Consider the following 24644-nt stretch of genomic DNA (forward strand, 5'->3'; position numbering starts at 1 on the left):
TTCCAGAACGGGATCGTGTTGATCACCCGTGCGGCGTTGGCGAAGAAGTGGCCGCTGGGGATCAGGGAGAAGTCACCGGTCACCGAGGCCCCGTCGCGGCTCGCGACGAGGAACGACCAGTAGAACGGGAAGGCCGACCCGAGCACGAACGCGGCCAGCAGGCCGTAGACCACGAAGGACGGACGTTTCATCGCACGGCCTTCCTCGTGAGCCAGAAGTTGAACCCGGCGACCCCGATGATGATCAGGAACAGCGTCCACGCGAGGGCGGAGGCGTAGCCGAGGTCGAACTGCTGGAACGCCGTCTGGTACAGGTAGAGCACGACGGTCTGGAACTGGTGCTGCGAGCCGCCGCCGTTGCCGCCCGCGGGGTCGAACATCTTGGGCTCGGTGAAGATCTGCAGACCGCCGATCGACGTCGTCACGATGACGAAGATCAGCGTGGGCTTGAGGTTCGGCAGCGTGATGCTGAAGAACTGCCGCACGGGGCCGGCGCCGTCGACCCGCGCGGCCTCGTACAGGTCGCGGGGGATCGCGAGCATCGCGGCGAGCACGATGAGCGCGTTGTAGCCGGTCCACCGCCAGTTCACCATCGACGCGATGGCGACGTGGCTGCCGAAGGTGTTGGCCTGCCAGTCGATCGGGCTCAGGCCGAACGTGGTGAGGACGCTGTTCACCAGCCCGTAGCGGGCCCCGAACAGGTTGCCGAAGATGATCGTCAACGCGACCAGCGACGCGACGTAGGGCAGCAGCACGCCCATCCGCCACACCGTCCTGGCGCGGAGGTTGCTGCTGAGCAGCGCGGCGAGCACCACGGCGACGATCACCTGCGGCACGCTGGACAGCAGGAAGATGCTGACGGTGTTGAAGAGGGCGTTCCAGAACTGGCCGTCGGCGAGCAGCGTCCGGTAGTTCTCGACACCGATGAACTTCGGGTCGTCCGCACCCAGCTCCCAGTCGAACAACGACACGTAGGCCGTGTACAGCAACGGGAAGAGCCCGACCGCGCCGAACAGCACGAAGAACGGCGCGACGAACAGGTACGGCGACACCTTGTTGTCCAGTTTGGACCAGCGATGACGGCGTGGAGGCTGCGAGCGAGCCGTGTCGGCCCGCTCGCGCTCCACCTCTTTCACGAGGAGGACGGTCACTTGGCCGCCTTCTGCGCCTCGGCGACAGCGGTCTTCCAGGCCTCGTCGGTGCTCTTGCCCTGCTCGACGGACTGCAACGCCGGGCTGAACACGTTGTCCTGCAGCTGTCCGTCCTTCGGCCCCTTGTACTGCGCCGCCGCGACCTTCTTCGCCTGTGCGGCGAACAGCGCGCCGGCCTTGACGTCACCGAAGTAGGCGTTCGTCTTCTCCAGCAGCGCGGGGGCTTCGAGCGCCTTGACCTGGCTCGGGAAGGTGCCCTTGGCCTGGAACGCCTTGATCTGCTGCTCCGGCGCGGTCAGCCAGGCGGCGAGCTCGGCGGCCTTCTTCGCGTTCTTGCTCTGCTTCGGCACGGTCAGGTACGAACCGCCCCAGTTGCCGCCGCCGTTCGGGAACGCGTCCGTGACGGCCCACTTCCCCTTGTTCTCCGCCCCGGCCTGGGTCTCGATCACACCGAGCATCCACGAGGGGCACGTCTTGGTGGCGAACGAGCCCATCTTGAAGCCGGTGTTCCACTCCGGGCTCCAGGCCGCGAGCTTCGCCGACTGGCCCTTCGCCGCCGCCTTCGTCACCGCGTCCCAGTCACCCTTGATCGCGGGGTTGGACTCGACGACCAGCTTGTCGCTCTTGTCGAAGTAGCCGACCTCGTGCTGGTTGTGCATGGCGTTGAAGATCTGGGCGGAGCTGTCGAACCAGGCCACGCCACCGGACTTCGCGATGAACTGGTCACCGGCGGCGAAGTAGCTGTCCCACGTGGCGAACAACGCCTTCACGGCCTCGGGGTCTGACGGCAGACCGGCCTTCTCGAACAGGTCCTTGCGGTAGCACATCGCCAGCGGGCCGATGTCCGTGCCGTACCCGATCAGCTTGCCGTCCTTGGAGGTGGCGGCGTCGGACTTCCACTTCAGCCAGCGGTCGCTCGTGGCGTCCTTCGGGCCGATCTCGTTGAGGTCGTTGAACTGACCGGACTTCGACATGACCTGGGAGAGGTAGCCCTCCTCGATCGCCTCGATGTCGGCGAGACCGGAACCGGCGCCGAGCTTGGTGAAGAGGTTCTCGTGGTGGGGCGCGGCCTGGCCGGCCTTGCGCGGTGTGATCTTGATGTCCGGGTGGGCTGTCTCGTACTCCTTGAACAGGTCCTCGTACCCGAACTCGTTGAACGTGGCGACGGTCAGCTCGGTCTTGCCGTCGGCTGTCTGGTTCGTCGCACTGCCCGCACCGCAGGCGGTGACGGTGGCAGCGGACATGGCGGCACATGCCAGCACGCTGATCAAACGGCGGGGACGCACTGGAGAACTCCTCTGGTCTCGGCGGCAAATTCTGGGAGCGCTCCCAGACCCGGGAAGTGTGATCGAGCACGCTTCAAGGTGTCAAGGAATCTTGATCCGCCCGTAACCAAGGTTCATGGCCTGTTGTGCTCGTTGAGGTGACCATGACGGCATCTACGTGCTGTTATAGGCGAATCCTGGTGCTCGGACCCGACGCGGCGCGGGTCGCGTGAAGCATCATCAACCATGTTTTGGCAACACGGATGAAAGGGTGAAATCTGGGAGCGCTCCCATGTCGCGAGCCCATCTGGCGGCTTCCCGGCGGTTCACTAGAGTGCTGTCGATCTCTCCTCGACCGCGCCTGGTGATCGGAGTTCGGTGTGGATCTGCGGCAGATGGAGTACGCGGTCGCGATCGCCGACGAGCTCAGCTTCACCAGGGTCGCCGAGCGCTACCACATCGCCCAGTCCGGTCTCAGCCACCAGATCAACCAGCTGGAGCGCGAGGTGGGAACGCGGCTGTTCGACCGCACCAGCCGCCGGGTCGAGCTGACCGCGGCGGGTGAGGTGTTCGTCGCCTGCGCACGGGGTGTGCTGCGCTCCGTGCAGGAGACGTTCGCGGAGATCGCTTCGCTCGGCGGACGCGTTCAGGGGCGCCTGCGCGTCGCTTCACCGATGATCACGGCCTCCGACCTCGACATGCTCGGGCTGCTGAGGGAGTTCCAGGAGTCCTGTCCCGACGTCGAGCTCCTCATGTCCGATGTGGGCGGTACGACGGCCGTGAGTCGCCTTCTGACCGGTGAGCTCGACATCGCGGTGCTGTGCCTGCACGAACACCAGTTGCCCGCCGAGCTTTCGCACCACCTGCTCCGGGTGCAGCCACTCGTGATCGTCGTCGGCCGGCGGCATCCGCTGCGGGGAACCGGTGTCGCGCACCTGGCACAGCTGGCGGACGAGCGTTTCCTCGAATGCAACCAGGGCACCTCGTTGCGCCTCCAGGTGGACGCCGCGTTCGACCGGGCCCGCACGCGTCGTCGTGCCGCGTGCGCGTTGCAGAGCGCCGCCGATCTCACGTCGCTGGCCGTGGAGGGGATCGGCGTCACCGTGGTGCCGCGGCCGGTGGCCCACGCCGTCGTCCCGGCCGACCTCGCCGACTGCGTGCTGCGCATCGACGATCCCCAGGCACTGATCCCGCTGGCACTGAGCCACCGGGCACCGGCGCCTGCTTCTCCTGCGGCCCAGGCGTTCCTGCGCCTCGCCCTCGCTCGCCTGGGCACCCGCTGACCCCTGGCATCGAAATCTTCGATCGTTGCCTGCACGGATTGATGTTGGTCGCCGGTCGGGCCGATCAGCATGATCGAGGCAGGCCGGCCGAAGGGGCGTTCATGTCGATCGAGACGATGAAAGCGGTCCGCATCTCCCGACAGGGTCCACCGGACGTGCTCAGGTGCGAAGACCTGCCCATACCTTCGATACGCGCGAACGAGGTCCTGATCCGCAACGAAGCGGCGGGCATCAACTTCGCCGACACCGAACGCCGGCGCGGCGGCTACTACCCGGTGGCCACGCCGTTGCCCTACGTTCTCGGCGGCGAGTTCTCGGGAGTGGTGGCCGCCGTCGGCGACGAGGTCATCGGGCTGCGCGTCGGGGACGCGGTCTTCGGCATCACCCACCCCGCCCGGTCCGGCTGTTACGCCCAGTACGTCGCCGCGCCGGCCGGGGAGGTCTTCCCGCTGCCGCCCGGCATCGGGTTCGCGGAGGCGACGGCGTTGCTGGTGCAGGGCCTGACCGCGTATCTCGTGCTGCGCGACGGCGTGCGACTCATGAAGAACGACTCGGTCCTCGTGCTCGCCGCCGCGGGCGGCGTCGGTTCGCTCGTCGTGCAGCTGGCCAGGATCATGGGAGCGGGCCAGGTCGTCGGCGCGGCGAGCACGCCGGAGAAACGGCGGCTCGTGCTCGGCCTGGGCGCGGACTCGGTGATCGACTACACGCAACCTCGCTGGCACACCGAAGTTCTGCGCACGACCGGCGACCGGGGCGTGGACGCGGTGCTGCTCTCCGGTGGCGGCGAGCTGCTCAGCGAAGCGGCGGCCAGCCTGGCGCCCTTCGGCCGGCTCGCGGCGTACGGGACGGCGAACGGGGAGATGCCCGTCATCGACTTCGTGAACGGACTGCCCGACCAGGTCCTGATGAACCTGTCGTTCACCTTGTTCGCTCTGCAGTTCTACTTCGTCCACGCCCGTTCCGAGCTGGCGTTGGCAGTGGAAGAGCTGGTCGGTTTCGTTCGCGAGGGCCGGCTGCGGCTCGTCCTCGGTCCGCAACTGCCGTTGTCGGCGGCGGCCGAGGCGCACCGGCTGCTGGAGGGGCGGCAGAGCACGGGGAAGATGGTCCTGCTGCCCTGGGCGGACTGACCCGGCTGTTCCGCCGAAGTGGCGGACCCGACGAGGTGTCCACAACGGAGCCGGTTCGCGTTGCGGTCCGGTATCGGGTTCGCGGCTGCCGGGTGGACCGGCCTCGCCGGGTCAGCGCACCCGCCAGCTCCCCGGCGGGCCGAGGTAGCTGTACTTCAACCGTGGCGGTGGTGATGCTGACGGTCCGCGGCGCCTGGTCGTCGATCGACATCGCGTACTTGACGCCGTCACCGGGACGCACGTTGTTGCGCGGTGACAGGTGAGCCCAGACCGTGAAGGTTCCGGTGCTGGTGAAGTTGACCGGGTACTCGAGCCGAGGTCCGTTGCCGCCGGGCGACTGCGTCGGCGCGGTGACCGGCCCCGGCTGCACGCCGGAGCCGGTGCGGCCGATGCCGGGCAGGCGCTGCCACGTGATCCCGTTGCGTTGACGGCCTGGGAGTAGTGGTCGGCCTCAATGGACACGTAGCCGTCCGCCTCGACGAAACCCTTTGACAGCACCACGGCCGGCTTGGTCACCGGCGCGATGACGGTGACCGTGCGACCGGCGCCGGTCACGGTGATCGGAACGCGGATGGTGCCGGCGGGGGCCTTCGACCAGTCGACCGTCACCGCGGCGCGGGCACGCGGAAACGTTTCATGTCAGGCTCATGGAAACCTCTCACCAGCCACAAGAGTGCTTCCGCGGAAGGTGGTGCATTGCCGTTGACAACGGCAATCACGAGCCTCGACGTTCACGGAGATGAACTTTCGAAGGAATTCGATGCGTCATTCCGACGGTGAAACCGTGACCAGCGCGGCAAAGAGGCGAGGCAGCACCTCGGTCAGGTAGCGGCTGTCGGCCGTGCTGGGCAGCTCGTCGAGAAGAGCTCGCTCCAGCATGGTCTCGTAGAGCGCGATGATCGTGACGACGGCGTTGCGCGGGTCGACGGTCAACCGCAGGTTCAGCCGTTCGAGCATGGTCAGCAGAATGGCCGCCAGTGCGTCGTGGAAGACCCGTTCGGCGGCGGCGGTCGACGCGCGCAGCTCGGGCTGCCGCAGGGCCTGGGCGCGGAACTCGGCGTTGAGCAGGTACCACGCCTTGTCCGCCGTGAGCGCCTCCATGAACAGGTCCGCCGCCTTCTGCAACACCGCGGCCGTGGCGCTCGGATCAGTTGGATCCACTGCGGTGAGAGCGCTTTCCACCGCGGCGCGCAACCGGTCGGTCCGGTGGCTCATCTGCGTCTCGTAGACCGCGAGGAACAGTTCTTCCTTGCTGGCGAAGTTCGAGTAGAACGCGCCGCGGGTGAACCCGGCGCGGTCGCAGATCAGCTCGACGGGGGCGTCGCGGATGCCCAGTTCGGTGAACACCGCGTGGGCGGCGTCGATCAGCCGCTGCCGGGTCTCTGCTCTACGTCGCGTAATCCCTGTCGCCATCACACCAGCCCTAAGAGTGACGCGATGCACGGTGCATCGGATACATCGTGTATTACGATACACCATGTATCAAGGCTGATGGGAGTCGTCATGTCGTCGTTCCTCTACCGGCTGGGCCGGGCAGCGGCACGGGCCCGGCTGCTGGTCGTGGCGTTGTGGGTGGTGGTGCTCGCGACGTCCGGGGGAGTGGCGCTGCTGGTCAACCAGGGCACCGACGACACCTTCGCCATCCCCGGTTCGGAGTCGCAGGACGCGCTCGACCACCTCGGCCGGGTCTTCCCGGAGGTCAGCGGCACGTCCGCGCAGCTCGTGCTGGAGGTGCCGGCCGGACAGCGGGTCGACACGCCGCAGCGCCGGGCCGCGGTCGCCGCGGCCGTGCAGCGCATCGGCTCGGTCGGGCAGGTGGCGGCGGTGGTGGATCCGTTCGGGCAGAACGTGACCGGTGCGGTCTCGGGTGACGGACGGGCGGCGCTGATCGCGGTGCCGCTCAAGGTGCAGCTGGCCGACGTCGCACCGGCCACGAGGAAGGACCTGTCCGCCATCGCCGCGGACCTGGCGAAGTCGGCCGGCGCCGAGGTGCACACCGGTGGCGACGCGTTCTCCGACCGCGTGCCGAAGCTCAGTCCGACCGAGGGCATCGGGCTCGTCATCGCGTTGCTGGTGCTGGTGCTGATGTTCCGGTCGCTGGTCGCGGCCGTCATGCCGCTGGTGACCGCGATTCTCGGGGTGGGCCTGTCGATGGGCCTGATCTACCTGGTCACGCTCGTCACCCCGATCTCGTCCACGGCGCCGATGCTCGCGGTGATGCTCGGCCTCGCGGTCGGCATCGACTACGCCCTGTTCCTGTTGTCCCGGCACCGCGACCAGCTCGCCGACGGGCTGGAGGTCGAGGAGTCCATCGCCCGTGCCACCGCCACCGCGGGCTCCGCCGTGATCTTCGCCGGTCTCACCGTCGTCATCGCCCTGCTGGGGCTGTCCGTGGCGGGAATCCCGTTCCTCACCACGATGGGCGTGGCCGCCGCCGTCGCGGTCGCGCTGGCCGTCGCGATCGCCGTCACGCTCGTGCCGGCGCTGATGTCGTTCGCCGGCCCGCGGTTGCGCCCGCGCGCACCCCGGCGCCGCAAGCGCGCCCGACCGCAGGTGGCCCGGTGGTGGGTGCGCACGGCGACCAAGGCCCCGCTGGTGACGGTGGTCGTGGTGGTCGTCGGGCTCGCGTTGTGCGCGCTGCCCGCGCTGGAGCTGCGGCTTGCGCTGCCGGACAACGGAACCGAAGAGGAGGGCAGTCCGGCGCGCGACACCTACGACGTCGTGGCCGAGCACTTCGGGCCGGGCTACAACGGGCCGCTCATCGTCACCGCCGACATCATCACCAGCACCGATCCCGTCGGACTGGTCAACAGGCTCGCCGACGACATCCGCGGCCTTCCCGGGGTGGCCTCCGTGCCGCTGGCGACCCCGAACCCCAAGGGGGACACCGGAATCATCCAGGTCGTCCCCGCCACCGCGCCGGACTCGCCCCAGACCGACGAGCTCGTCACCCTGCTGCGCGACCGCGAACAGCACTTCCTCGACGCGTACGGCACCAGGACCGCGGTCACCGGCATCACGGCCGTCGGCATCGACGTGTCCGCCCAGCTCGGCAGTGCGTTGCTGCCGTTCGGCATCCTGGTCGTGGGGCTGTCGCTCGTGCTGCTGGCCATGGTGTTCCGGTCTGTCTGGGTGCCGATCAAGGCGACCGCCGGATACCTGCTGTCGGTCGGGGCCGCGTTCGGCGCCACGTCGTTCGTGTTCCAGCAGGGCCACTTCGCCGGGCTGCTGAACGTCACCCACACCGGCAGCGTCATCAGCTTCCTGCCCATCATCCTGATGGGTGTCCTTTTCGGACTCGCGATGGACTACGAGGTGTTCCTCGTGTCCCGCATCCGCGAGGACTACGTGCACCACGGCGATCCGCACCACGCCATCGAGACCGGCTTCGTGTCGGCGGCGCGCGTCGTCGTCGCCGCGGCCGTGATCATGTTCGCGGTGTTCGCCGCGTTCGTGCCAGAAGGCAGCGCCACCATCAAACCGATCGCGTTCAGCCTCGCCGTCGGCGTGTTCGTGGACGCGTTCATCGTGCGCATGACCCTGGTTCCGGCCGTGCTGGCACTGCTGGGCCATCGCGCGTGGGGACTGCCGCCGAAGCTCGACCGCGCGTTGCCGGTGTTCGACGCCGAGGGCGACGCTCTGGTCCACGAACTGCGACTGGCGGACTGGCCGGGCGCCGACGAGGCCGTCAGCGCTCGCGAGCTGTGCCTGGACGACGACCGCGGGCACCCGGTCTTCCACGACGTGGACGTGCACCTGCCGCACGGCGAAGTGCTCGTCCTGCACGGCGCCGGCTCCAGCGGCAAGACCGCGCTGCTGTTCACCCTCGCCGGCCGCGTCACCAAGCACCGGGGTGACCTGAAGGTCCTCGGCCGCGTGCTGCCGCAACACAGCCACGCGGTGCGCCGCGAGGTCGCCGTGATCCGGTGCCGCGAGACGCCGGACCCCGCCCGCGAGATCCCCGGTGACGCTCGCCTCGTGCTGCTCGACGACGTCGACGTCGTCCTGCGCACCGACGCCCGCGCCGCGCTGCGCGACCTGCTCTCCCGGCGCACGACGTCGTTCGTGGTCACCTGCCAGGACCCGGACCGCGTCGCCGACCTGGTGCCCGCCACCGCCCATCTGCGCGCACTGCGCCCGCAGCCCGCCGAGGTCCTCTGATGCTCAAGCCGTTCGCCAACTCGGCCCGTGCTCTCGCCACCGGCCCGCTGACGTGGAAGACCTGGACCGGGCTGATCCTCGTGCCGGTCGTGATCATGGGTCTGCTCGCGTGGGCGTTCGCCTCACCCGGCGACGACCACGGCACGGCCACCGCCGCCGTGGTCAACGACGACGAGCCCGTCACCGTCAACGGCCAGATCGTCCCGCTGGGGCGCGAACTCGCCGGAAAGCTCACCCACAGCAGCGATTCGCCGTACAAGTGGGTGCTCACCGACTCCGCCGACGGCGCGAGCGGTCTCGCCGACGGCAGCTACACCGCCGTGGTGACGATCCCGAAGGACTTCTCCGCGCGCGCCACGTCCACCGCCACCGCGAAACCGCTCGACGCGGCCAAGGCCGTGCTCACCGTGCGGACCTCGCCGGCCGCCGGCGTCATCGACCCGCGACTGTCGGAAGACGTCGCCCGCAGCACCCAGCAGACCCTCGACCAGCAGGTCGTGGAGACGTACCTGGACAACATCTACCTCGCGTTCGGCACGATCCACGACCAGCTCGGCAAGGCGGCCGACGGCGCGGCGCAGCTCGCGAACGGCACCGCACAGCTCGTCCCCGGCGCCCGTCAGGTGGCCGACGGGTCCGCCCAGCTGAGCACGGCGGCCGTCCAGCTCGCCGACGGCGCGGCGCAGCTCGCGGCCGGCACCTCCCAGCTCGCCGCCGGGTCGTCCCAGCTCGCCGCCGGTCTGACTCAGGCGGAACGCGACACCGCCCAGCTCCCCGCTCTGACGAGGCAGCTCGCCGACGGCGCGAACCAGGTCGCGCGGGGCAACGAACAGCTCGCCGCCACCGTCGTCCCGCTGGCGAACCGGATCATCGCCGCGATCGACGCCCTGCCCTCCGCCGTGGCCGGCGCCGCCGAGTTCCGGCGCCTGGCAGGCCAGTGCACCGGAACACCGGAGTTCTGCCGTGAGCTCACCTCCGCGGCGGACCGGTTCGCCGCGGAGGCCGGACGCATCGACGGCGCCAAGGCGACCGTGCGCGACGCCGCCGTCCGGGCACGCGACTCCGTGCAGGCACTGGCCTCCGGCGCCCGTCAGGTGGCGAACGGCAACGCCGCGCTCGCCGGCCGTTCCGCGGAGCTCGCCTCCGGTATCGCCTCCGCCGCCGGAGGCTCCCGCAGGCTCGACGCGGGCGTCCGGCAGGCCGACGCCGGAGCACGGCAGCTCGCCACCGGAGCCGGGCAGCTCTCAACGGGGGCCGCCCAGCTCGCTACCGGGGCCGGCCGGCTCGCCGACGGTGCGGGCGAGGTCGACCAGGGCGCGCGGCAGCTCGCCACCGAACTCGGCAAGGGCCGCGACCAGGTGCCCTCCTACACCGACGCCGAACGCGCCCACCTCAAGACCGTCGCGGCCGATCCCACCACCGCCGCGGTCGACAGCCTCCCGGTCGGCACCCTCGGCATCCCGCTGTTCGCCGCGTTGGCGTTGTGGGCGCTGGCGTTGGCCACCTACCTCGTCACGCAGGCCGTGCCCGGCGCCGTGCTGACCGCCCGCGAACCGACGTGGCGCATCATCGTCCGCGCCGCCGTGCCCGGTGCGACCGCCGCCGCTCTGTCCGCGCTCGCCATCACCGCGCTCGCCGTGCCCGTGCTGGGCCTGAACTTCCTTCAGGCGGTGGGTTTCCTGGCGGTAGCGCTGCTCGCGGCCGGTGCGTTCGTCGCGCTCAACCAGGCCGCCACTGCCATCCTCGGCAGGGCCGGGCGGCTGGCCGCGCTCGCCGTGCTGGTCCTCGCCGCCGCCACCGGCATCGTGTCCACGTTGCCGGGACCGCTGCACGCCCTGGCCGGCTACCTGCCGACGCACGGAGCCGTGATCGCGTTGCGGGCCACGGCGACCGGTGGGCCGGGCCTGGCCACCGGTGTGGCCGAACTGTGCGCCTGGCTGTTCGTCGGTGTCCTGGCGAGCATCCTGGTCACCGACCGGCGGCGCCACCTGTCCACCCGGCAGGTGCGGCTGAACCCCGACCGTCTCGCGCCGGCCGCGTGACGATCGGGGTCGCGCTCGCGGGTCTTCCTAGCTGTAGGTCTCGACGCGCGCCCGGCCGGATCCCTCGACGTACTGGGAGTTGTAGGTGGAGCAGTAGATGTACGAACCACCGCTGCTCACCCACGGACCCTCGAGCCACATGCCGTTGGCGCACCTGCCCGACGCCTGCCACCGCGCCGCGCCGTCACACGTGACGCCGAAGGTGTGGCGGTCGTACCAGCTGGAGCAGACGGACCCCGACGCCGTGGCGGAGGCGGGGACGGCGAACCCGGTCAGCATCGCGGCGAACGCCAGAGCGGCAGCGGAAGAGGTTTTGATCTTCGACATGGTTTCCTCTTGCTCGACGACGTCGGACCTTTCGGCCCGCTCGCGTGCCAGGATGCAGGAGAACTCACGCCGAACAGCGATTTCCGGAGAAGTGCGCAGCGGATTGCGAGAAGTGGCGGACGACCGTCCACAGTGGAGCTGGGTGGTGTGCCGGTGCCGGCCCGCCGCTCGGCACCGGCACACCTGTCTCAGGCGCCCGCCGGGCGGCCCGCCCAGGCCTCCTGCGAGGTGAGCGGCCGCATGGTGAGCGTGTACTCGTAGGTGCTGTCCGGCCGGACCTGGTTGCGCTGCCGCACCGGGTTCGGCGTGTCACCGACACCGGTCACGGCGTTGTCGGCGTGCAGGGTGTAGTAGCCCTTGTTGCGCTGCAACATGAACGGGTACGCGGCGCGCTCGATGTCGTCGTACTGCGTGACGCTGACGTCGCGGGCGCCCGACACCAGCAGGCCGGAGGTGCGGCCGTCGGTGAGCAGCGCCCACCGCGTGTCGGTGTGGTTGCCGTGGTCCTGCGGACGGTGGTACTCGACGTACTGGTCGGCCACCTTCGACGAGTGCACGCCGATCGGGGTGCCGTCCTTGCGGTCGACGTAGCTCTCCGCCTTGCGGCCGTACCACGAGAACGTCGAGTACCGGTCGGGCACGGACAGCTGGACGCCGATGCGCGGCAGGTACGGCAGGGTGCGCATGGCGCCCTGCGGGGTCACCTTGTGCCCGAGGTTCAGCACACCGGCGGAGTCGATCGCGTAGACCATGGTCTGGTCGAACCAGGCCCCGCTCACGCCGGCTGCGGCGACCTTGCTGTCCACGACGATCCGCACGGTCTTGTTGCCGTCCTTCTCCACGCGGACACCGGTGACGGTGGTGCCCAACCGGTCGAGGCCGACGCGCCGCCAGTCCTCGCCCTCGGCACGGCCCCACGTGTACGTCTCGTTGCTGATCGGCGCTCGCCACGCGTCGAGCTTCGGGCCGCTGGTGAGCAGCTCGCGGCCCCACGACCTGATCGACGTCAGCGCGCCGGACTTCTTGTCGACGGTGTAGGTGGTGCCGGCCGCGGTCGCGGTGACCTCGTCCGCGTCGTCGTGGGTGAACACGACCGCCCAGTCGAGCGGGGCGCGGTCCAGGCCCGGGACGCGGGTGCCGCCGAGCGCGAACTGGTCGTGCGCGAGCACGTGCCGGTCCCGCGTGACCGCCTCGACGGTGAGGAACCTTTCGCGGTCGGAGGCCTTGGCGGGCAACGGGATCGTGCCGGTCGTGGCCGCCGCGACGCGCAGCGGTTGCGAGCCGTCCGCGACCGTGCGGGACCCCTCGGTGACCCGCCAGCGCAGGGTGAGGTCGTCGGTGCCGGTGAACTGACGTTCGTTCGTCACCGACAGCACCCCGCCGGAGTAGGCGAATCGCAGCGGCTGGTGCACCCAGGCCAGCTGCGCGGTCTCCGGCTGCGGCGTGCGGTCGGAGCCGATCAGACCGTCCACACCGGACAGCGTCGACCCGTACGCCAGGTGCGTGCCGCGTTCCTGGACGCGGTCGAAGTCCAGCGCCAGCACGGCTCCACCGGCCGGGGTGGCCGCCTTGAGCTCGTCGGCGGACAACGCGCGGTCGTAGATGCGCACGTCGTCGACGTCACCGCTGGCGAGCCTGCCGACGTTGGACGGGTCGGTCCACGACATCTCGAAGTCGCGGCCGATGTTCACGTCGGCCGCGGAGTAGTCGATCGCACCGGTGAACGGCAGGCTGCCGGCCTCCGCGCCGTCGATGTACAGGCGCACGGCGGTGCCGTCGTAGGTGCCGCTGACCCGGTGCCAGTTGCCGTAGAAGTCCGCGGGCACCTTGGCCTGCACGGCTCGCCACGTGCCGCTGTGGATGAAGAACTCCAACGTGGTCTCGTTCTTCATCTTGAGCGTCCACTGGTGGTCGCCCTTGGCGATGATCGGGAACTGGCCGGTCCACCTGCCCGGCTTCACCCACGCGTCCAGGGTGAGCGCGGTGCCGGTGATGTCGAGCTCGCGGTCCCGGTAGACCTCGACGAAGTCGTCGAGCCCCGACAACGACAACGCCTTGCCGCGATGGCCGTCGACGAGCTTCGGCGCACCCGACAGCAGCGCGGTGATGTCGTTGCCGGACGTGTCGGGCGTGGTGCGGGTCTTCTGCCGGATGTTCTGCTCGGCCCAGTCCCAGATGAACCCGCCCTGGGTCTGCGGGTTGGCGCGGATGACGTCCCAGAACTCGCGGAAGTTGCCGAGGCTGTTGCCCATCGCGTGCGCGTACTCGCCGAGGATCAACGGCTTGGTCGTGCTCTTCGCCTGCTCGGCGAGCCGTTCCGGCGACGGGTAGCGCGGGCCCCACACGTCGGCGAACGGCGCGTCGCCGTCCGGGTTGTTGGACTGGTGGTAGACCGGCCGCGACGGGTCGTTGGCCTTGACCCACTTCGCCATGTCGTAGTGGTGCGCGCCGAGGCCTGCCTCGTTGCCGGTGTCCCACATGAAGACGCTCGGGTGGTTCTTGTCGCGCTCGACCATGGCGATCATCCGGTCCATGAACGCGTCGCGCCACTCCGGCTGGTTCGCCTCGCACCACCGCGCGCAGTTCTCGTGGTCGTGCGTCTCGATGTCGACCTCGTCGTCGATCCAGATGCCGTTGCGGTCGGCGAGCTCGTAGAAGTACGGGTCGCTCGGGTAGTGCGAGGTGCGGACCGCGTTGACGTTGAGCTGCTCCATCAGCTCCACGTCGCGCTCCTGCGCCGGGCGCGGCACGTACCGGCCGTGGTCGGCGTTGGTCTCCGCGCGGTTGACGCCCTTGAACAGCACGCGCTTGCCGTTGACCAGCAACGTCCGGTCGCGGATCTCGATCTTGCGGAAGCCGGTGGTCTCGCTGGTGATGTGCTTCCTGCCGTCCGGCCCGGTGAGGGTGAGCACGACGGTGTAGAGGTTCGGCGTCTCGTCCGTCCACTTGGCGGGGGCGCGGACCGGGATGGTCAGCCGTGCGGTGCTGCCGGACACGTCCTGGCTCGCGGAACCGACTTCTTCGCCGCGCGGACCGCGCAGGCTGGCGCTGACGCGGCTCTTGTCCGCGCTGCCACCGAGTTCGACGTCCGCGGTGAGCGTCGCGTCGGTGTAGGTGGCGTCGAGATCGGTCTTGAGCGTGACGTCCTGGATGAACGTGGCGGGCGTCGAGTACAGCGACACCGAGCGGAAGATGCCGCTGTAGCGCCACTGGTCGTAGTCCTCCAGGTAGGAACCGGCGCCCCAGCGGTGCACCTGCACGGCGATCCGGTTGCGGCCCGGCCGCAGCGCCGGCGAGATGTCGAACTCGGCGGGGCTGTAGCCGCCCTGGTCGTAGCCGACGTACTTGCCGTTGACCCACACGAAGTAACCCGACGTCACGCCCTCGAAGCGCAGGAACGTCTCGCGCTTCGTCCAGCTCGCGGGCAGGTCGAAGTCACGGGCGTAGGCGCCGGTCGGGTTGATGTCGCGCGGCACGCGGGGCGGGTCGTCCGGCTGCACCTCGGTGGCGATGTTGCGGAAGATCGGGTGGTCCAGGCCGTCGGTCTGCCACGTGTGCGGCACCGTCACCGTGCGCCAGCCGGAGGTGTCGTAGCCGTCGGAGTAGAACCGCGCGGGCACGTCGGCCGGCCGGTCCGCCATGGCGATGCGCCACTTCCCGTCCAGCGACAGCGTGAACGGCGTGCGTTCGTCACGGCGTGCGGCGGACGGGACATCGGCGTACGGGCGCAGGAACGCGTGGTGCGGCTGCTGCCCCTCGGCGACCATGCGCGGGTTCTCGAGGTAGGTGTGCACGTCCGGAGGGGGATCGGCAGCGGCGGCGGCGGCGACCGGTGTCACCGCGCCGGTCACAATCGACAGCACTGCCGCAAGAACCGTCACGCTCCGCACGCTGAACCTCCATGTTCAGACAGAACTGAACACAAGTGAACAGCCGGTGATGAGGGCCGACAAGGGGCCGGGAGGTCCGTATCGATCACAGACTCGCGGGTGTTATCGAACCGAATGCCCCTTGCGTTCGATTTTGTTCGAAACCACGCTGCCGTCCATGGTCACGTCCTCCGCTCGCCTGGTGACGGCTGCCGCCGTCCTCGCCGCGTTCGGCATGCCGGGTGTCGCGCAGGCGCAACCGGGTGTCAGCCTGGTGTCCGACACGCTGCTCGACGCCTCGGCGTTGTACTTCGTGTCCTACGACGGCGTGGTCAACAACAACTCGTTCCAACAGGACGCGATCCTGACCTACGAAGGACGTCAGTACGCCACCTGGTACACCGCCGATCGCAACGCGGTGATCGCCCGGCGCGCGGTGGGCGGTGCGCAGTGGGAGACCGTGGTTCTGCCGCATCGGCTCAGCGTCGACGACTCGCACAACGTGATCTCGCTGGGCATCTCGCCGCAGGACGGCACGATCCACGTCGCCATGGACACGCACAACACGCGGCTGTACTACCTGCGCTCCACCGCGGGGCTCGCCCACGGGGCGGGGGAGTGGGACGCCGCCGCGTTCGGCGAGGTGCAGCGCACCCTCGGCGGGGTCGAGCTCGGCGGGATGACCTACCCGCAGTTCGTCGTCACGCCGGAGGGCAGGCTGCAGTTCAGCTACCGCACCGGCGGTTCCGGCAACGGCGTCAACGAACTGGCCGAGTACGACGGCGGTGTGTGGCGCAAGCTCGGCGCGTGGACGTCCGCGACCGGCTCCTACACCGGGCCGAACGGGGTGGTGTCGACCACGCGCAACATGTACCTGCACGGCCTGACCTACGACCACAGTGGACGGTTGCACGCGGCGTTCACCTGGCGTGAGGGCAATTCCGGTGTTCTGTGCAACGCGGGTGGGCTCACGAACCACGACACCGGTTACGTCTACAGCGACGACCGCGGCCGCACGTGGCGCAACGGCGCCGGCACCGTGGTCGGCACGACCGGCGGCAGCCCGGTGGGCATCGGTTCACCCGGCCTGGTCGCCGACCCGCTCGACCCGAACCACGGCCTGATGAACCAGGAGAGTCAGGCGGTGGACGCCCAGGGCCGCCCGCACGTGGTGATCAGCTACGTGCCGGGCCGGTTCACCCAGTGCGTCTCGAACTACGCCCAGCAACGTGCCCAGTACGGCCGCGCGTTCCACGTCTTCCGGGGCGCGGACGGGAAGTGGACCAAGATGGAGGTCCCGATCCCGCCGGAGCACACGCAGCGCACGAAGATCGTCTTCGACCGCGCGGACAACGCTTACCTGGTGATGCCGCGCGGGAGGATCGTGTCGGCGAGCCGGGCGAGCGGGTGGACGGACTGGACGACGGTGTTCGACCGCCCGTCGCTGCGGGCGTTCGGCGAGGTCAACGTGGACACGTCCCGCGTTGCCTCGCAAGGGATTCTCTCCGTGCAGTACCAGCAGACCTCCAGCGGTACGACACCGTCGCCGATCCGGGTGGCGGACTTCCGGCTGGGATGACGTGGCCGCGCGGCTGACCGGGAGTGGCGGCTCTCCAGGTCAGCCGGTTCGCGCGGTCCGGCTGGGCGGCCGGTGCGGGGCTCGTCAGTGGATCACGAGCTCCGCCCGGTCGCGACAGCGTTCTGCAGCAAGGACAACGCCTGCTTCGCCACGACGTTGAACATGCCCATCGTGGTGTCGCGCGAGCCGAACACCACCAGCAACGCGTCGGAGTCCACTGGGAACACGCCGACCTGGCCGTCGTCTCCCTCGAAGAACACCGCTCGTGGGCCGCCGATCCCCGCCTGCGCGGTGAACTGGCTCGCCAGACCGGCGGCCGCCGCGGCCATCGCCGCGACACCGTCGGTCTCGACGTCGCGCGTGACGCCGCACAGCACCAGGCCGTCCCGCGTCGCGACGAGCACGCCGTTGATCGCGACGGCGTCGATGTCGGCGTGGATCTCCAGCAACGCCCTGGTCATCGTCTTCGCGTCGGTACCGGACGCGGACCTGGCCACGGCGGGTTCGTGCGGTGCCAGGGTCAGTCCGCGCTTGCGCGTGGGCAGCGCGCCGGACATCCCCGTCACACCGTCAGGTCGGCTTCGATGGACCTGAGGCTGTGCCTCGCCAGCGCCAGGTTGGACCGCTCCCGGTCCAGCACCAGGTAGAGGAAGAGCCGCGAACTGCCGCGCTGGGACGGTGAGAGCAGCCGGATCAGGTGGTACTGCCGCTGCAGGGTGATCAGGACGTCCTCGATCTCGTCGTTCAGCTTGAGCGCAGAGATCACCCGCTGCTTGGACCGCACCACGTCGGTGTTGCCGGCCGCCGCGACCTCCAGGTTCAGCCAGTCGCCACCGCCGATCGTGCCGAGGGACATCCCGCTGTCGTAGTCCACGAGCGCGGCACCCAGAGCCCCGCTGATGGTCATTGCTTCTTTCAACGCCGTTTCGATGTTCATTCGACGATTCCCCTCGTGCGTGATCGCGTCACCCTACGTCGCAAGGAATCGCGCAAACATGCCCGTTCGGAGCAAGGTCCATTCAGGAGCGTTATTCGACGACCGTTCGACTCGAACGCGGTTCGACTTGAGCCGATCGGCCGCACCGCACGTACTCCGTGGCATGAGCCTCTACAAAGGACGTTCCTTGGCGGTCAAGGTCACCGCGGGTGTGCTCGGCCTGACCGCGCTCGGCGCGCTCGCCGTCGCGGTGTCGAGCGGTGGCGAGGTGGACGCTCTCGCCGACGGTGCGGACAGGTCCCAGTTCGTCGACATCACCAAGGTGAAGCCGAACGTGCGGACACCCAGACCGGAGAAGGGAGCGACGACCGGCACCTTCACCGTGGACTGCGGTCGCAACGAGAACAGGCACTTCAACCCGGACAACTTCATCGCGCAGCCCGGTGTCCGCAACGGCGCGAAGCACCTGCACGACTACGTCGGCAACCTCTCCACCAACGCCGACTCGACCGACAGGTCGCTGGAGCAGTCCGGGACAACGTGCAAGAACGGCGACAAGTCCGCCTACTTCTGGCCGGTCGTGCGCATCGACGAGGAGAAGGACGAGGCGAAGACCGTCAACTGCCCGGACGTCGCGAGCAAGCTGCCCAGGGTCCCCGACCAGGCCAAGGCGGAGGTCGACCGCAACCTCGCGCTGCTGAAGACCCAGATCGACGAGGCCAACAAGCGTTTGGCGAAGAACGAGAACCCGCGCGACCCGAACTTCAACCAGAACGCGATCGTGGGACCGTTGAAGGACAAGCGGGTCGCCACCATCGACCGGATGGCCATCGCGATCGGCCGCAACGCGCCCAGGCCACAGGGACTGGAGAAGCTCGCGCCCTGCACGCTCAGCAGTGACGACAAGCTGGAGCTGGAGGGCAACGACGGCGACATCCAGCGCGTCGAGTCCGCCGACCTGACCTTCCGCGGGTCGCCGGTCGGCAAGGTCGAGGCCATGCCGAAGTTCCTGCGCATCCTCTACGGTGACGCGAAGGTCTCCACGAACGGCACCAAGAACGCCCGCGACTCGTGGACCTGCACCGGTTTCGAGGACAAGGTGCTGATCAACAAGTACCCGATCTGCCCGCAGGGCTCGAAGGTCAAGCGCATCCACGACTTCCCGAGCTGCTGGGACGGCAAGAACACCGACTCCGCCAAGCACCGCGAGCACATCGTCTTCCCGGACAAGAACACCGGGCGGTGCCCGAAGGGCTTCAAGGCCGTGCCGCAGCTGCGGATCTCGCTGACCTACAACATCCCCCGCAACATCCAGCAGAAGGGGCAGTACAAGGTCGACGCGTTCCCGGAGGAGAAGCACAACCCCTTCTCCGACCACGACGACTTCGCCAACGTGATGTCGCCGCAGATCATGAAGAGGCTCGTCGACTGCGTCAACTCCGGGAAGAAGTGCCGGGAGTGACCTCCTCGTGGCGGGCGGAGAGCAGCCACCCGGCCGGTCGTTCCGGCCGGTTCTGCGATACCACCCGCCACCCGCGGGGGCACACGATGTTCGGTGATCGTTCGACGACCACTGAAAACGGAGCTGTGTCACCGTGCGCACCTCGATCGACCGCTCGTCCCTGCGCACCCTGCTGGGGTACGTCCGGCCACATCGGCGAATCGTCCTCTTAGGAGGATCGCTCGTCCTGCTCGGCGGTCTCGCCGCCGCGGCCCAGCCGCTGGCGGCGAAGGCGCTGGTGGACCGGCTCGGCACCGGCGGCGCGATCACCGGCCTGCTCGCGCTGCTGGTCGGCCTCGCGCTGGCCGGTGCCGTGATCGCCATGGCCGGCGACTTCCTGCTGGAACGCGCCGCCGAGTCGGTCGTGCTGGTGGCCCGCAAACGGCTCGCCAGCCGGTTGCTGTCGTTGCGCGTGCCCGCCGTGGCCCGCACCGAGCCGGGCGACCTGCTGTCGCGGTTCACCAGCGACACGACGTTGTTGCGCGAGGTGTGCACGAGCGCGCTCGTCGGGGTGGTGACCGGTGCCGTCACGACCGCGGTGATGATCGTGATGATGGGCGTGATGGACCTGACACTGCTCGGCGTCACGCTGGCCGTGCTGCTGGTGGTCGGCCTGTTCGCGGGCGCCGGCATGCCGATGATCGAGAAGGCCTCGCGCGCGGCCCAGACCGCGGTCGGGGACACGGGCGCGCGGCTGGAACGCGTGCTCGGGGCGTTCCGGACCGTCAAGGCCGCGGGGGCGGAGGCCAGGGAGATCGCCGCGATCGAACGCGGTGCCGAGGACGCGTGGCGGGCCGGCATCCGGTCCGCGCGGTGGGAGGCGATCGTGCACGGTTGCAACACCGTGGCGGTCCAGGCGGCCTTCCTCGCCGTGCTCGGCATCGGCGGCGCACGGGTCGCGACGGGCGCGATCTCCCTGTCCACCTTGGTGGCGTTCCTGCTGTTCCTGTTCTACCTGACCGAACCGATCGGGCAGCTGCTGCACGCGGGCAGCCGCATCCAGGTGGGCCTGGCGGCGGTGCGGCGGCTGTCCGAAGTGGACGAGATGCCGGCCGAGCCCGTCGGTTCCGTTGTACCGCAACCGCAGGGTGATCCGGGTGGGTCCCGTCTGGTCTTCTCCGACGTCCGGTTCCAGTACGGTCCGGACCGGCCGGAGGTGCTGCGCGGGGTCAGCGTCGAGGTGCCCGCGAACGGCCTGACCGCGTTCGTCGGTCCTTCCGGCGCCGGGAAGTCCACGCTGTTCGCGTTGATCGAACGGTTCCACGAACCGTCGGCCGGCCGGATCCTGCTGGACGGCCGCGACCTCGCGGACTGGGACCTCTCGGTGCTGCGCGCGAACATCGGGTACGTCGAACAGGACGCGCCGCTGCTGTCCGGGACGTTGCGCGACAACCTGGTCTACGGCCGGCCGCAGGCCAGTGACGACGAGATCCGCGACGCGGTGACCCTCACGCGCCTGGACGCGCTCGTCGAACGGTTGCCGGACGGCCTCGACACCGCGGTCGGACACCGCGGCACGTTCCTTTCCGGCGGCGAGCGCCAGCGGGTCGCACTGGCTCGGGCGCTGATCCGCCGGCCGCGCCTGCTGCTGCTCGACGAGGTCACCTCGCAGCTGGACGCCGCGAACGAGCTGGCGATCAGGGACGTCGTCACGGCCGCGGCGAAGACGACGACGGTGCTCGTGGTCGCGCACCGGCTGTCGACGGTCACGCAGGCAGACCGGATCGTGGTGGTGGACAACGGCATCGTGCGCGCGTCCGGCACCCACGCCGAGCTCGCCGCGAGCGATCCGCTGTACGCGGGCTTCGCCGCCACCCAGCTGCTCACCGCCGAACGCGGGTGAGGAGCACCGCCACGGTCAGCAGCTGGGCCCGCTGCACCAGACCCGCGCCCGGCTGGTCCTGCAGCACCAGCGACAGCACCCCGGTGGTGACGAGCAGGGCGATCGCCGCCCTGGCGTCCCACCGGGTGTGCCGGCTGACCGCGACGGCCAGTGCGCCGACGTAGGTCAGCACGCTGGTGACGCTGTGCAGCCGGTGTCCTGCCGACGGGGTTTCGCGTTGCCGGCACAGGGCGTCGACGCTGGCCGCGCAGTCCAGCGACAGCACGGTGTCGGCGAGGGTGGCGAGTGCGAAGAGGACGATGACCACCGCCAGTCGTCCGCGCAGGGTGCGGGCCGCGAGCAGGAGACAACCGGCCGCCAGCACGTCGGTGGTGCGGAAGAACCACCGGTAGGGCTGGTCGCCGGCGAGCAGTTCGCTGACGTAGCTGTCCGTTGAGGACAGTCCGGTCGGCAGCAGGAACTCCAGGAGCCAGGCCGAGTAGAGGACGGCGGCGGCGATCAGCCACGCCGCCCGCTCACGGCCCTCACGCCATGCTGGGTCCCGTGGTCCACGCCTTGGGTTCGAATGTGCACGTCGTGACGGACGGACCGGCGGACGCGCCGCCGGTCGTGCTGACGTGCGGACTGGCCGGCGCGATCGCCGACTGGGACGCGGTGACGGCCCTGTTGTCGCCCACGACGCGGGTGTTGCGGTTCGACCGGCCCGGAACCGGCGCGAGCACCCCGTCATCGCAGCCACCCTCGGCTCGGCGAGAAGTGGCGGTGCTGGACGCGGTGCTCGATGCATGTGGGCCTGCGGTCGTCGTGGGGCATTCGCTCGCCGGACTGCACGTGGAGGCGTTCGCGCGGCTGCGGCCTGCGCGCGTGCGGGGCGTCGTTCTCGTCGATCCGAGCCTCGCGCCACCGGGAATCGGCCGGCCGTTCGACACCGGCGCAGTGCTCGCGACCGCCCTCCTGCGGCTGGGCGCGGCCTCGGCGGCGGCGCGGTGCGCCAGCACGTTGCTCGCCGTGCTCGGCAGACCGCCGGCGCGCGCCGCCGCGGTGGCGGAACTCGCCGGCTACGCGGATCTGGTCGCCGAGGTGGATGCGCTGCGCCGCGCGCATCCGTTGCCCGACGTGCCGTGGTGGGTGCTCACCGCGGGTGCGCGGCGACGCGTCGTGGCCGTCCACGAGGCGATGGCCGACCTTGCACCGCACGGCATGCATCGCCTCGTGCCGGAGTCGTCGCACATGATGCAGCTCGACGCCCCCGCCGCCGTGGCGGACGCCGTGCTGCGCTGCCTGCCAGAGCTCAGAACAGGTCGGTGAACCCGAAGCCCTCGTCCTCACCCTGGGCCTCCTGGGCGTGACTCGGCTGGTCGTCGCTGAACAGCTCGTTCACACCCGCGACCAGCAGCGCACCACCGGCGACACCGGCCGCCGCGGCCGCTGCCGTCTTCAGGAAACCACCGCCCTGCCGGGGCTGCTGGCCGTACGCCGGCTGCTGCCCGTAACCGGCCTGCTGACCGAACGCGGGGTTGTAGGACGGCTGGCTGAACGCGGGGTTGTAGCCGGGCTGCGGTGCGAAGGCCGGGTTGTAGCCGGGCTGCGGGGCGAAGGCGGGCTGGGGAGCGGCGGTGGTGCGCGCCTGGGCCTGCTTCAGCGCCTCCTCCTGCAGCAGAACGGCCTGCACGAGCAGGTAGAGGGCGTTCGGCTGGGACGCGATCTGCTGCGCGATCAGCTCGGCTGCCTGCGGGTCCTGTGCCACCGGAGGTGCCTGGCGCAGGCGGTTGGCGAGGCCGAGGATGAGGTCGCGGTCGTGCTGGTCCATGGTGATCTCCTTTGGTCAGCGCCAATGTTCGTCGCGGGGACCGTCCGCGGACATCGGTGAACCGGCCCCTGTGGCCCGCCGACCGGCTGGAGGTGCTCAGCCGGTCGGCGGACGGGCCGGTGGCGAGCCTTGTCCAGGGGAGTGAACCCGTGGTCGTGGCAGCCTGCGAGCGCGCCTGAGCCTCCGAATGAGTGATCCTGCGAAAAACGGGAAACGGGTGCCGTGGCGTTCACGAAACCAACCAAGACACGAGGCCAGGCAAGGAGGTCACATGACCGCGCCCGATGAGCCTGAAGCGCCGCCGCCGTACAAGGCGGCCGCTCCCAGAGCTCAGTACTTCAAGGCCGTTCTGCAGATGGGCGTCGCCCTGGTCGCCGTGTCGATCCTGCTCTTCCGAGTTGTGTTCATGCACTGGGGTGACTCGGTCGGGCACATCCGGGAAGACGTCTTCGACACCATCGGCCTGGCCTTGGCCATCGCGGCTGCCATCGAGCTGGCCTACACGCTGTTCACGCACGGGCCCGATGAGGCACTGGATCCGTTGATGCTCGGGTTGTCCGCGGCGTTGGTCCTCCAGCTCGGCAAGGCGGAGAACTTCCAGTGGTCTCAGGCGCTGGCGGCGCTGCTGTACATCGTTGGCCTGGTGGCGTTGTTCATGGTGCGCAGGCACTTGACGGACGAGCACCAGCCGGCGCACTGGAGCGCGTGGGACTGGTGGCGCGGCAGGACGGACAGGGGAGAAGCCACCTCGCGACATGGAGGTTCCCCCTGAGGTTCGGTCAGGTTGGTCCGCGGCCCTGATTTCCACGACAGTTCGCCCGATCGTCGATCACGGAGCGCGCCGGTGGTGGCAGCATCGCCCGTGCCCTGTGAGCGGAGAAAGGGAATCAGATGAAGCGATCGGCGCTGTCCGTTCTCCTGGCGCTGCTCGGGACCGTTGGCGCGCCCGCGGTCGCCGCGGCGGCACCCGTGCAGCCGCTCGAACGCGCCCATGCGCACAACGACTACGAGCACGCCCGTCCGCTGGCCGACGCCCTCGACAACGGGTTCGGGTCGGTGGAGGCCGACGTGTGGCTGGTGGACGGCGAGCTCCGCGTGGCGCACGACCTGGCCGGCACGCGACCGGGCCGCACCCTGCGCAGCCTCTACCTCCAGCCGCTCGCCGAGCGGGTGCGTGCCAACCGGGGCAGCGTCTACCCGCACTGGCGCGGTTCCCTGCAGCTGCTCGTCGACGTGAAGAGCGACGGGCCCTCCACCTACCGCGCGGTGGACGAGGCGCTGCGCGAGTTCCGTCCCATGCTCACCCAGTGGACCAACGGTCACGAACGGCGTGGCGCGGTCGAGGTGGTCATCAGCGGGAACCGGCCGCGTGAGGACATGCTCGCCCAGTGTCGCCGCCTCGCCGGGTACGACGGTCGGCTGAGCGATCTCGGCACCGGCACACCCGCCACGTTCATGCCGCTGGTCAGCGACAACTGGACGAACAACTTCACGTGGCAGGGCGTGGGCCCGATTCCGGCGCAGGAACGGGAAGAGCTGCGCCGCATCGTCTCGCAGGCGCACGCCGGCGGGTACCGGGTGCGGTTCTGGGCCACGCCGGACGTGGCCGGAGCACCGCGGGAGGCGGTGTGGCGCGAGCTGCTCGCCGCCGGCGTCGACCAGATCAACACCGACGATCTGGTGGGACTGCGTGAGTTCCTCCTGGCGAACGACCCGGCGGAGCACCACGCGGCCTGAGCGGATCGCGACG

The 24644-nt window shown here is 69.7% G+C and carries 19 protein-coding genes and 2 pseudogenes; 10 read left to right on the forward strand and 11 right to left on the reverse strand.

Annotated features, from left to right (window positions below):
- The 3 genes and pseudogenes from ACWEIJ_RS43305 to ACWEIJ_RS43315 all read right to left on the reverse strand — a co-directional run.
- Positions 1–191: pseudogene (locus ACWEIJ_RS43305) on the reverse strand (carbohydrate ABC transporter permease); the annotation flags it as partial.
- The gene (locus ACWEIJ_RS43310; protein ID WP_449843124.1) at positions 188–1135 is read right to left on the reverse strand and encodes a carbohydrate ABC transporter permease; all 948 of its coding nucleotides are present in this window, start codon (positions 1133–1135) and stop codon (positions 188–190) included. The pseudogene ACWEIJ_RS43305 and the gene ACWEIJ_RS43310, both read right to left, overlap by 4 nt.
- 11 nt (positions 1136–1146) lie before the next feature.
- Positions 1147–2436, reverse strand: coding sequence for an ABC transporter substrate-binding protein (locus ACWEIJ_RS43315; RefSeq protein ID WP_449843125.1), 1290 nt, complete (start codon positions 2434–2436; stop codon positions 1147–1149).
- A gap of 359 nt (positions 2437–2795) precedes the next feature.
- Here ACWEIJ_RS43315 and ACWEIJ_RS43320 point away from each other — a divergent pair, with 359 nt between their 5' ends.
- Positions 2796–3698 (forward strand): LysR family transcriptional regulator, encoded by a 903-nt coding sequence (locus tag ACWEIJ_RS43320; RefSeq protein WP_449843126.1) that lies wholly within the window; start codon positions 2796–2798, stop codon positions 3696–3698.
- A 101-nt stretch (positions 3699–3799) separates the two neighbouring features.
- Positions 3800–4825, forward strand: a complete 1026-nt coding sequence (locus ACWEIJ_RS43325) for a quinone oxidoreductase family protein (RefSeq protein WP_449843127.1) — start codon at positions 3800–3802, stop codon at positions 4823–4825.
- A gap of 220 nt (positions 4826–5045) precedes the next feature.
- On the opposite strand, the pseudogene ACWEIJ_RS43330 reads toward ACWEIJ_RS43325, so the two are convergent.
- Together ACWEIJ_RS43330 and ACWEIJ_RS43335 are read right to left on the reverse strand one after the other, a co-directional pair.
- Positions 5046–5195: pseudogene (locus tag ACWEIJ_RS43330) on the reverse strand (hypothetical protein); the annotation flags it as partial.
- Positions 5196–5590: 395 nt separating this feature from the next.
- Positions 5591–6238 carry a TetR/AcrR family transcriptional regulator gene (locus ACWEIJ_RS43335; protein WP_449843128.1) on the reverse strand — a complete coding sequence of 216 codons (648 nt, stop codon included), beginning with the start codon at positions 6236–6238 and terminating at the stop codon, positions 5591–5593.
- 90 nt (positions 6239–6328) lie between these two features.
- Here ACWEIJ_RS43335 and ACWEIJ_RS43340 point away from each other — a divergent pair, with 90 nt between their 5' ends.
- Positions 6329–8986, forward strand: a complete 2658-nt coding sequence (locus tag ACWEIJ_RS43340; protein ID WP_449843171.1) for an MMPL family transporter — start codon at positions 6329–6331, stop codon at positions 8984–8986.
- On the forward strand, positions 8986–11028 hold the full coding sequence (locus tag ACWEIJ_RS43345) for a YhgE/Pip family protein (protein WP_449843129.1): 2043 nt from the start codon (positions 8986–8988) through the stop codon (positions 11026–11028). The genes ACWEIJ_RS43340 and ACWEIJ_RS43345 overlap by 1 nt, the downstream gene beginning before the upstream one ends.
- Before the next feature lie 27 nt (positions 11029–11055).
- Here ACWEIJ_RS43345 and ACWEIJ_RS43350 read toward each other — a convergent pair whose 3' ends face one another.
- Positions 11056–11355, reverse strand: a complete 300-nt coding sequence (locus tag ACWEIJ_RS43350) for a hypothetical protein (protein ID WP_449843130.1) — start codon at positions 11353–11355, stop codon at positions 11056–11058.
- A gap of 188 nt (positions 11356–11543) precedes the next feature.
- Positions 11544–15236 carry a glycoside hydrolase family 2 TIM barrel-domain containing protein gene (locus tag ACWEIJ_RS43355; protein WP_449843131.1) on the reverse strand — a complete coding sequence of 1231 codons (3693 nt, stop codon included), beginning with the start codon at positions 15234–15236 and terminating at the stop codon, positions 11544–11546.
- 166 nt (positions 15237–15402) lie between these two features.
- On the opposite strand from ACWEIJ_RS43355, the gene ACWEIJ_RS43360 reads away from it, so the two are divergent.
- Complete coding sequence (locus tag ACWEIJ_RS43360; protein ID WP_449843132.1) at positions 15403–16803, forward strand: BNR repeat-containing protein; 1401 nt, start codon at positions 15403–15405, stop codon at positions 16801–16803.
- Between the two features lie 92 nt (positions 16804–16895).
- Here ACWEIJ_RS43360 and ACWEIJ_RS43365 read toward each other — a convergent pair whose 3' ends face one another.
- Together ACWEIJ_RS43365 and ACWEIJ_RS43370 are read right to left on the reverse strand one after the other, a co-directional pair.
- Positions 16896–17360: a roadblock/LC7 domain-containing protein gene (locus ACWEIJ_RS43365; RefSeq protein ID WP_449843133.1), complete on the reverse strand. Its 465-nt coding sequence runs from the start codon at positions 17358–17360 to the stop codon at positions 16896–16898.
- Positions 17361–17365: 5 nt separating this feature from the next.
- Entirely contained in the window at positions 17366–17740 is a 375-nt protein-coding gene (locus ACWEIJ_RS43370; protein WP_449843134.1) for a hypothetical protein, read from the reverse strand.
- A 163-nt stretch (positions 17741–17903) separates the two neighbouring features.
- Here ACWEIJ_RS43370 and ACWEIJ_RS43375 point away from each other — a divergent pair, with 163 nt between their 5' ends.
- Positions 17904–19202 carry a DUF1996 domain-containing protein gene (locus tag ACWEIJ_RS43375; RefSeq protein WP_449843135.1) on the forward strand — a complete coding sequence of 433 codons (1299 nt, stop codon included), beginning with the start codon at positions 17904–17906 and terminating at the stop codon, positions 19200–19202.
- Positions 19203–19335: 133 nt separating this feature from the next.
- The gene (locus ACWEIJ_RS43380) at positions 19336–21084 is read left to right on the forward strand and encodes an ABC transporter ATP-binding protein (protein WP_449843136.1); all 1749 of its coding nucleotides are present in this window, start codon (positions 19336–19338) and stop codon (positions 21082–21084) included.
- Here ACWEIJ_RS43380 and ACWEIJ_RS43385 read toward each other — a convergent pair.
- A complete protein-coding gene (locus tag ACWEIJ_RS43385) occupies positions 21065–21586 on the reverse strand; it encodes a DUF998 domain-containing protein (RefSeq protein ID WP_449843172.1) in 522 nt (173 codons plus the stop codon). The genes ACWEIJ_RS43380 and ACWEIJ_RS43385 overlap by 20 nt on opposite strands.
- 74 nt (positions 21587–21660) lie before the next feature.
- On the opposite strand from ACWEIJ_RS43385, the gene ACWEIJ_RS43390 reads away from it, so the two are divergent.
- Positions 21661–22392 carry an alpha/beta fold hydrolase gene (locus ACWEIJ_RS43390; RefSeq protein WP_449843137.1) on the forward strand — a complete coding sequence of 244 codons (732 nt, stop codon included), beginning with the start codon at positions 21661–21663 and terminating at the stop codon, positions 22390–22392.
- Here the strand turns inward: ACWEIJ_RS43390 and ACWEIJ_RS43395 are convergent.
- Entirely contained in the window at positions 22376–22894 is a 519-nt protein-coding gene (locus ACWEIJ_RS43395; RefSeq protein ID WP_449843138.1) for a DUF2076 domain-containing protein, read from the reverse strand. The genes ACWEIJ_RS43390 and ACWEIJ_RS43395 overlap by 17 nt on opposite strands.
- Positions 22895–23165: 271 nt before the next feature.
- Here ACWEIJ_RS43395 and ACWEIJ_RS43400 point away from each other — a divergent pair, with 271 nt between their 5' ends.
- Both ACWEIJ_RS43400 and ACWEIJ_RS43405 read left to right on the forward strand, forming a co-directional pair.
- Positions 23166–23666, forward strand: a complete 501-nt coding sequence (locus tag ACWEIJ_RS43400) for a hypothetical protein (RefSeq protein WP_449843139.1) — start codon at positions 23166–23168, stop codon at positions 23664–23666.
- Positions 23667–23785: 119 nt separating this feature from the next.
- Positions 23786–24631 (forward strand): phosphatidylinositol-specific phospholipase C/glycerophosphodiester phosphodiesterase family protein, encoded by an 846-nt coding sequence (locus ACWEIJ_RS43405; RefSeq protein ID WP_449843140.1) that lies wholly within the window; start codon positions 23786–23788, stop codon positions 24629–24631.
- The last annotated feature ends 13 nt before the right edge of the window (positions 24632–24644 follow it).

The sequence above is a fragment of the Lentzea sp. NPDC004789 genome, assembly GCF_053601075.1.

Bases quoted from the DNA above. Each gene is read 5' to 3' on its own strand.
- ACWEIJ_RS43340 (WP_449843171.1), top strand. From the start codon at position 6,329: ATGTCGTCGTTCCTCTACCGGCTGGGCCGGGCAGCGGCACGGGCCCGG.
- ACWEIJ_RS43400 (WP_449843139.1), top strand. From the start codon at position 23,166: ATGACCGCGCCCGATGAGCCTGAAGCGCCGCCGCCGTACAAGGCGGCC.
- ACWEIJ_RS43350 (WP_449843130.1), bottom strand. From the start codon at position 11,355: ATGTCGAAGATCAAAACCTCTTCCGCTGCCGCTCTGGCGTTCGCCGCG.
- ACWEIJ_RS43370 (WP_449843134.1), bottom strand. From the start codon at position 17,740: ATGAACATCGAAACGGCGTTGAAAGAAGCAATGACCATCAGCGGGGCT.
- ACWEIJ_RS43365 (WP_449843133.1), bottom strand. From the start codon at position 17,360: ATGTCCGGCGCGCTGCCCACGCGCAAGCGCGGACTGACCCTGGCACCG.
- ACWEIJ_RS43395 (WP_449843138.1), bottom strand. From the start codon at position 22,894: ATGGACCAGCACGACCGCGACCTCATCCTCGGCCTCGCCAACCGCCTG.
- ACWEIJ_RS43375 (WP_449843135.1), top strand. From the start codon at position 17,904: ATGAGCCTCTACAAAGGACGTTCCTTGGCGGTCAAGGTCACCGCGGGT.
- ACWEIJ_RS43335 (WP_449843128.1), bottom strand. From the start codon at position 6,238: ATGGCGACAGGGATTACGCGACGTAGAGCAGAGACCCGGCAGCGGCTG.
- ACWEIJ_RS43345 (WP_449843129.1), top strand. From the start codon at position 8,986: ATGCTCAAGCCGTTCGCCAACTCGGCCCGTGCTCTCGCCACCGGCCCG.
- ACWEIJ_RS43360 (WP_449843132.1), top strand. From the start codon at position 15,403: ATGGTCACGTCCTCCGCTCGCCTGGTGACGGCTGCCGCCGTCCTCGCC.
- ACWEIJ_RS43325 (WP_449843127.1), top strand. From the start codon at position 3,800: ATGTCGATCGAGACGATGAAAGCGGTCCGCATCTCCCGACAGGGTCCA.
- ACWEIJ_RS43405 (WP_449843140.1), top strand. From the start codon at position 23,786: ATGAAGCGATCGGCGCTGTCCGTTCTCCTGGCGCTGCTCGGGACCGTT.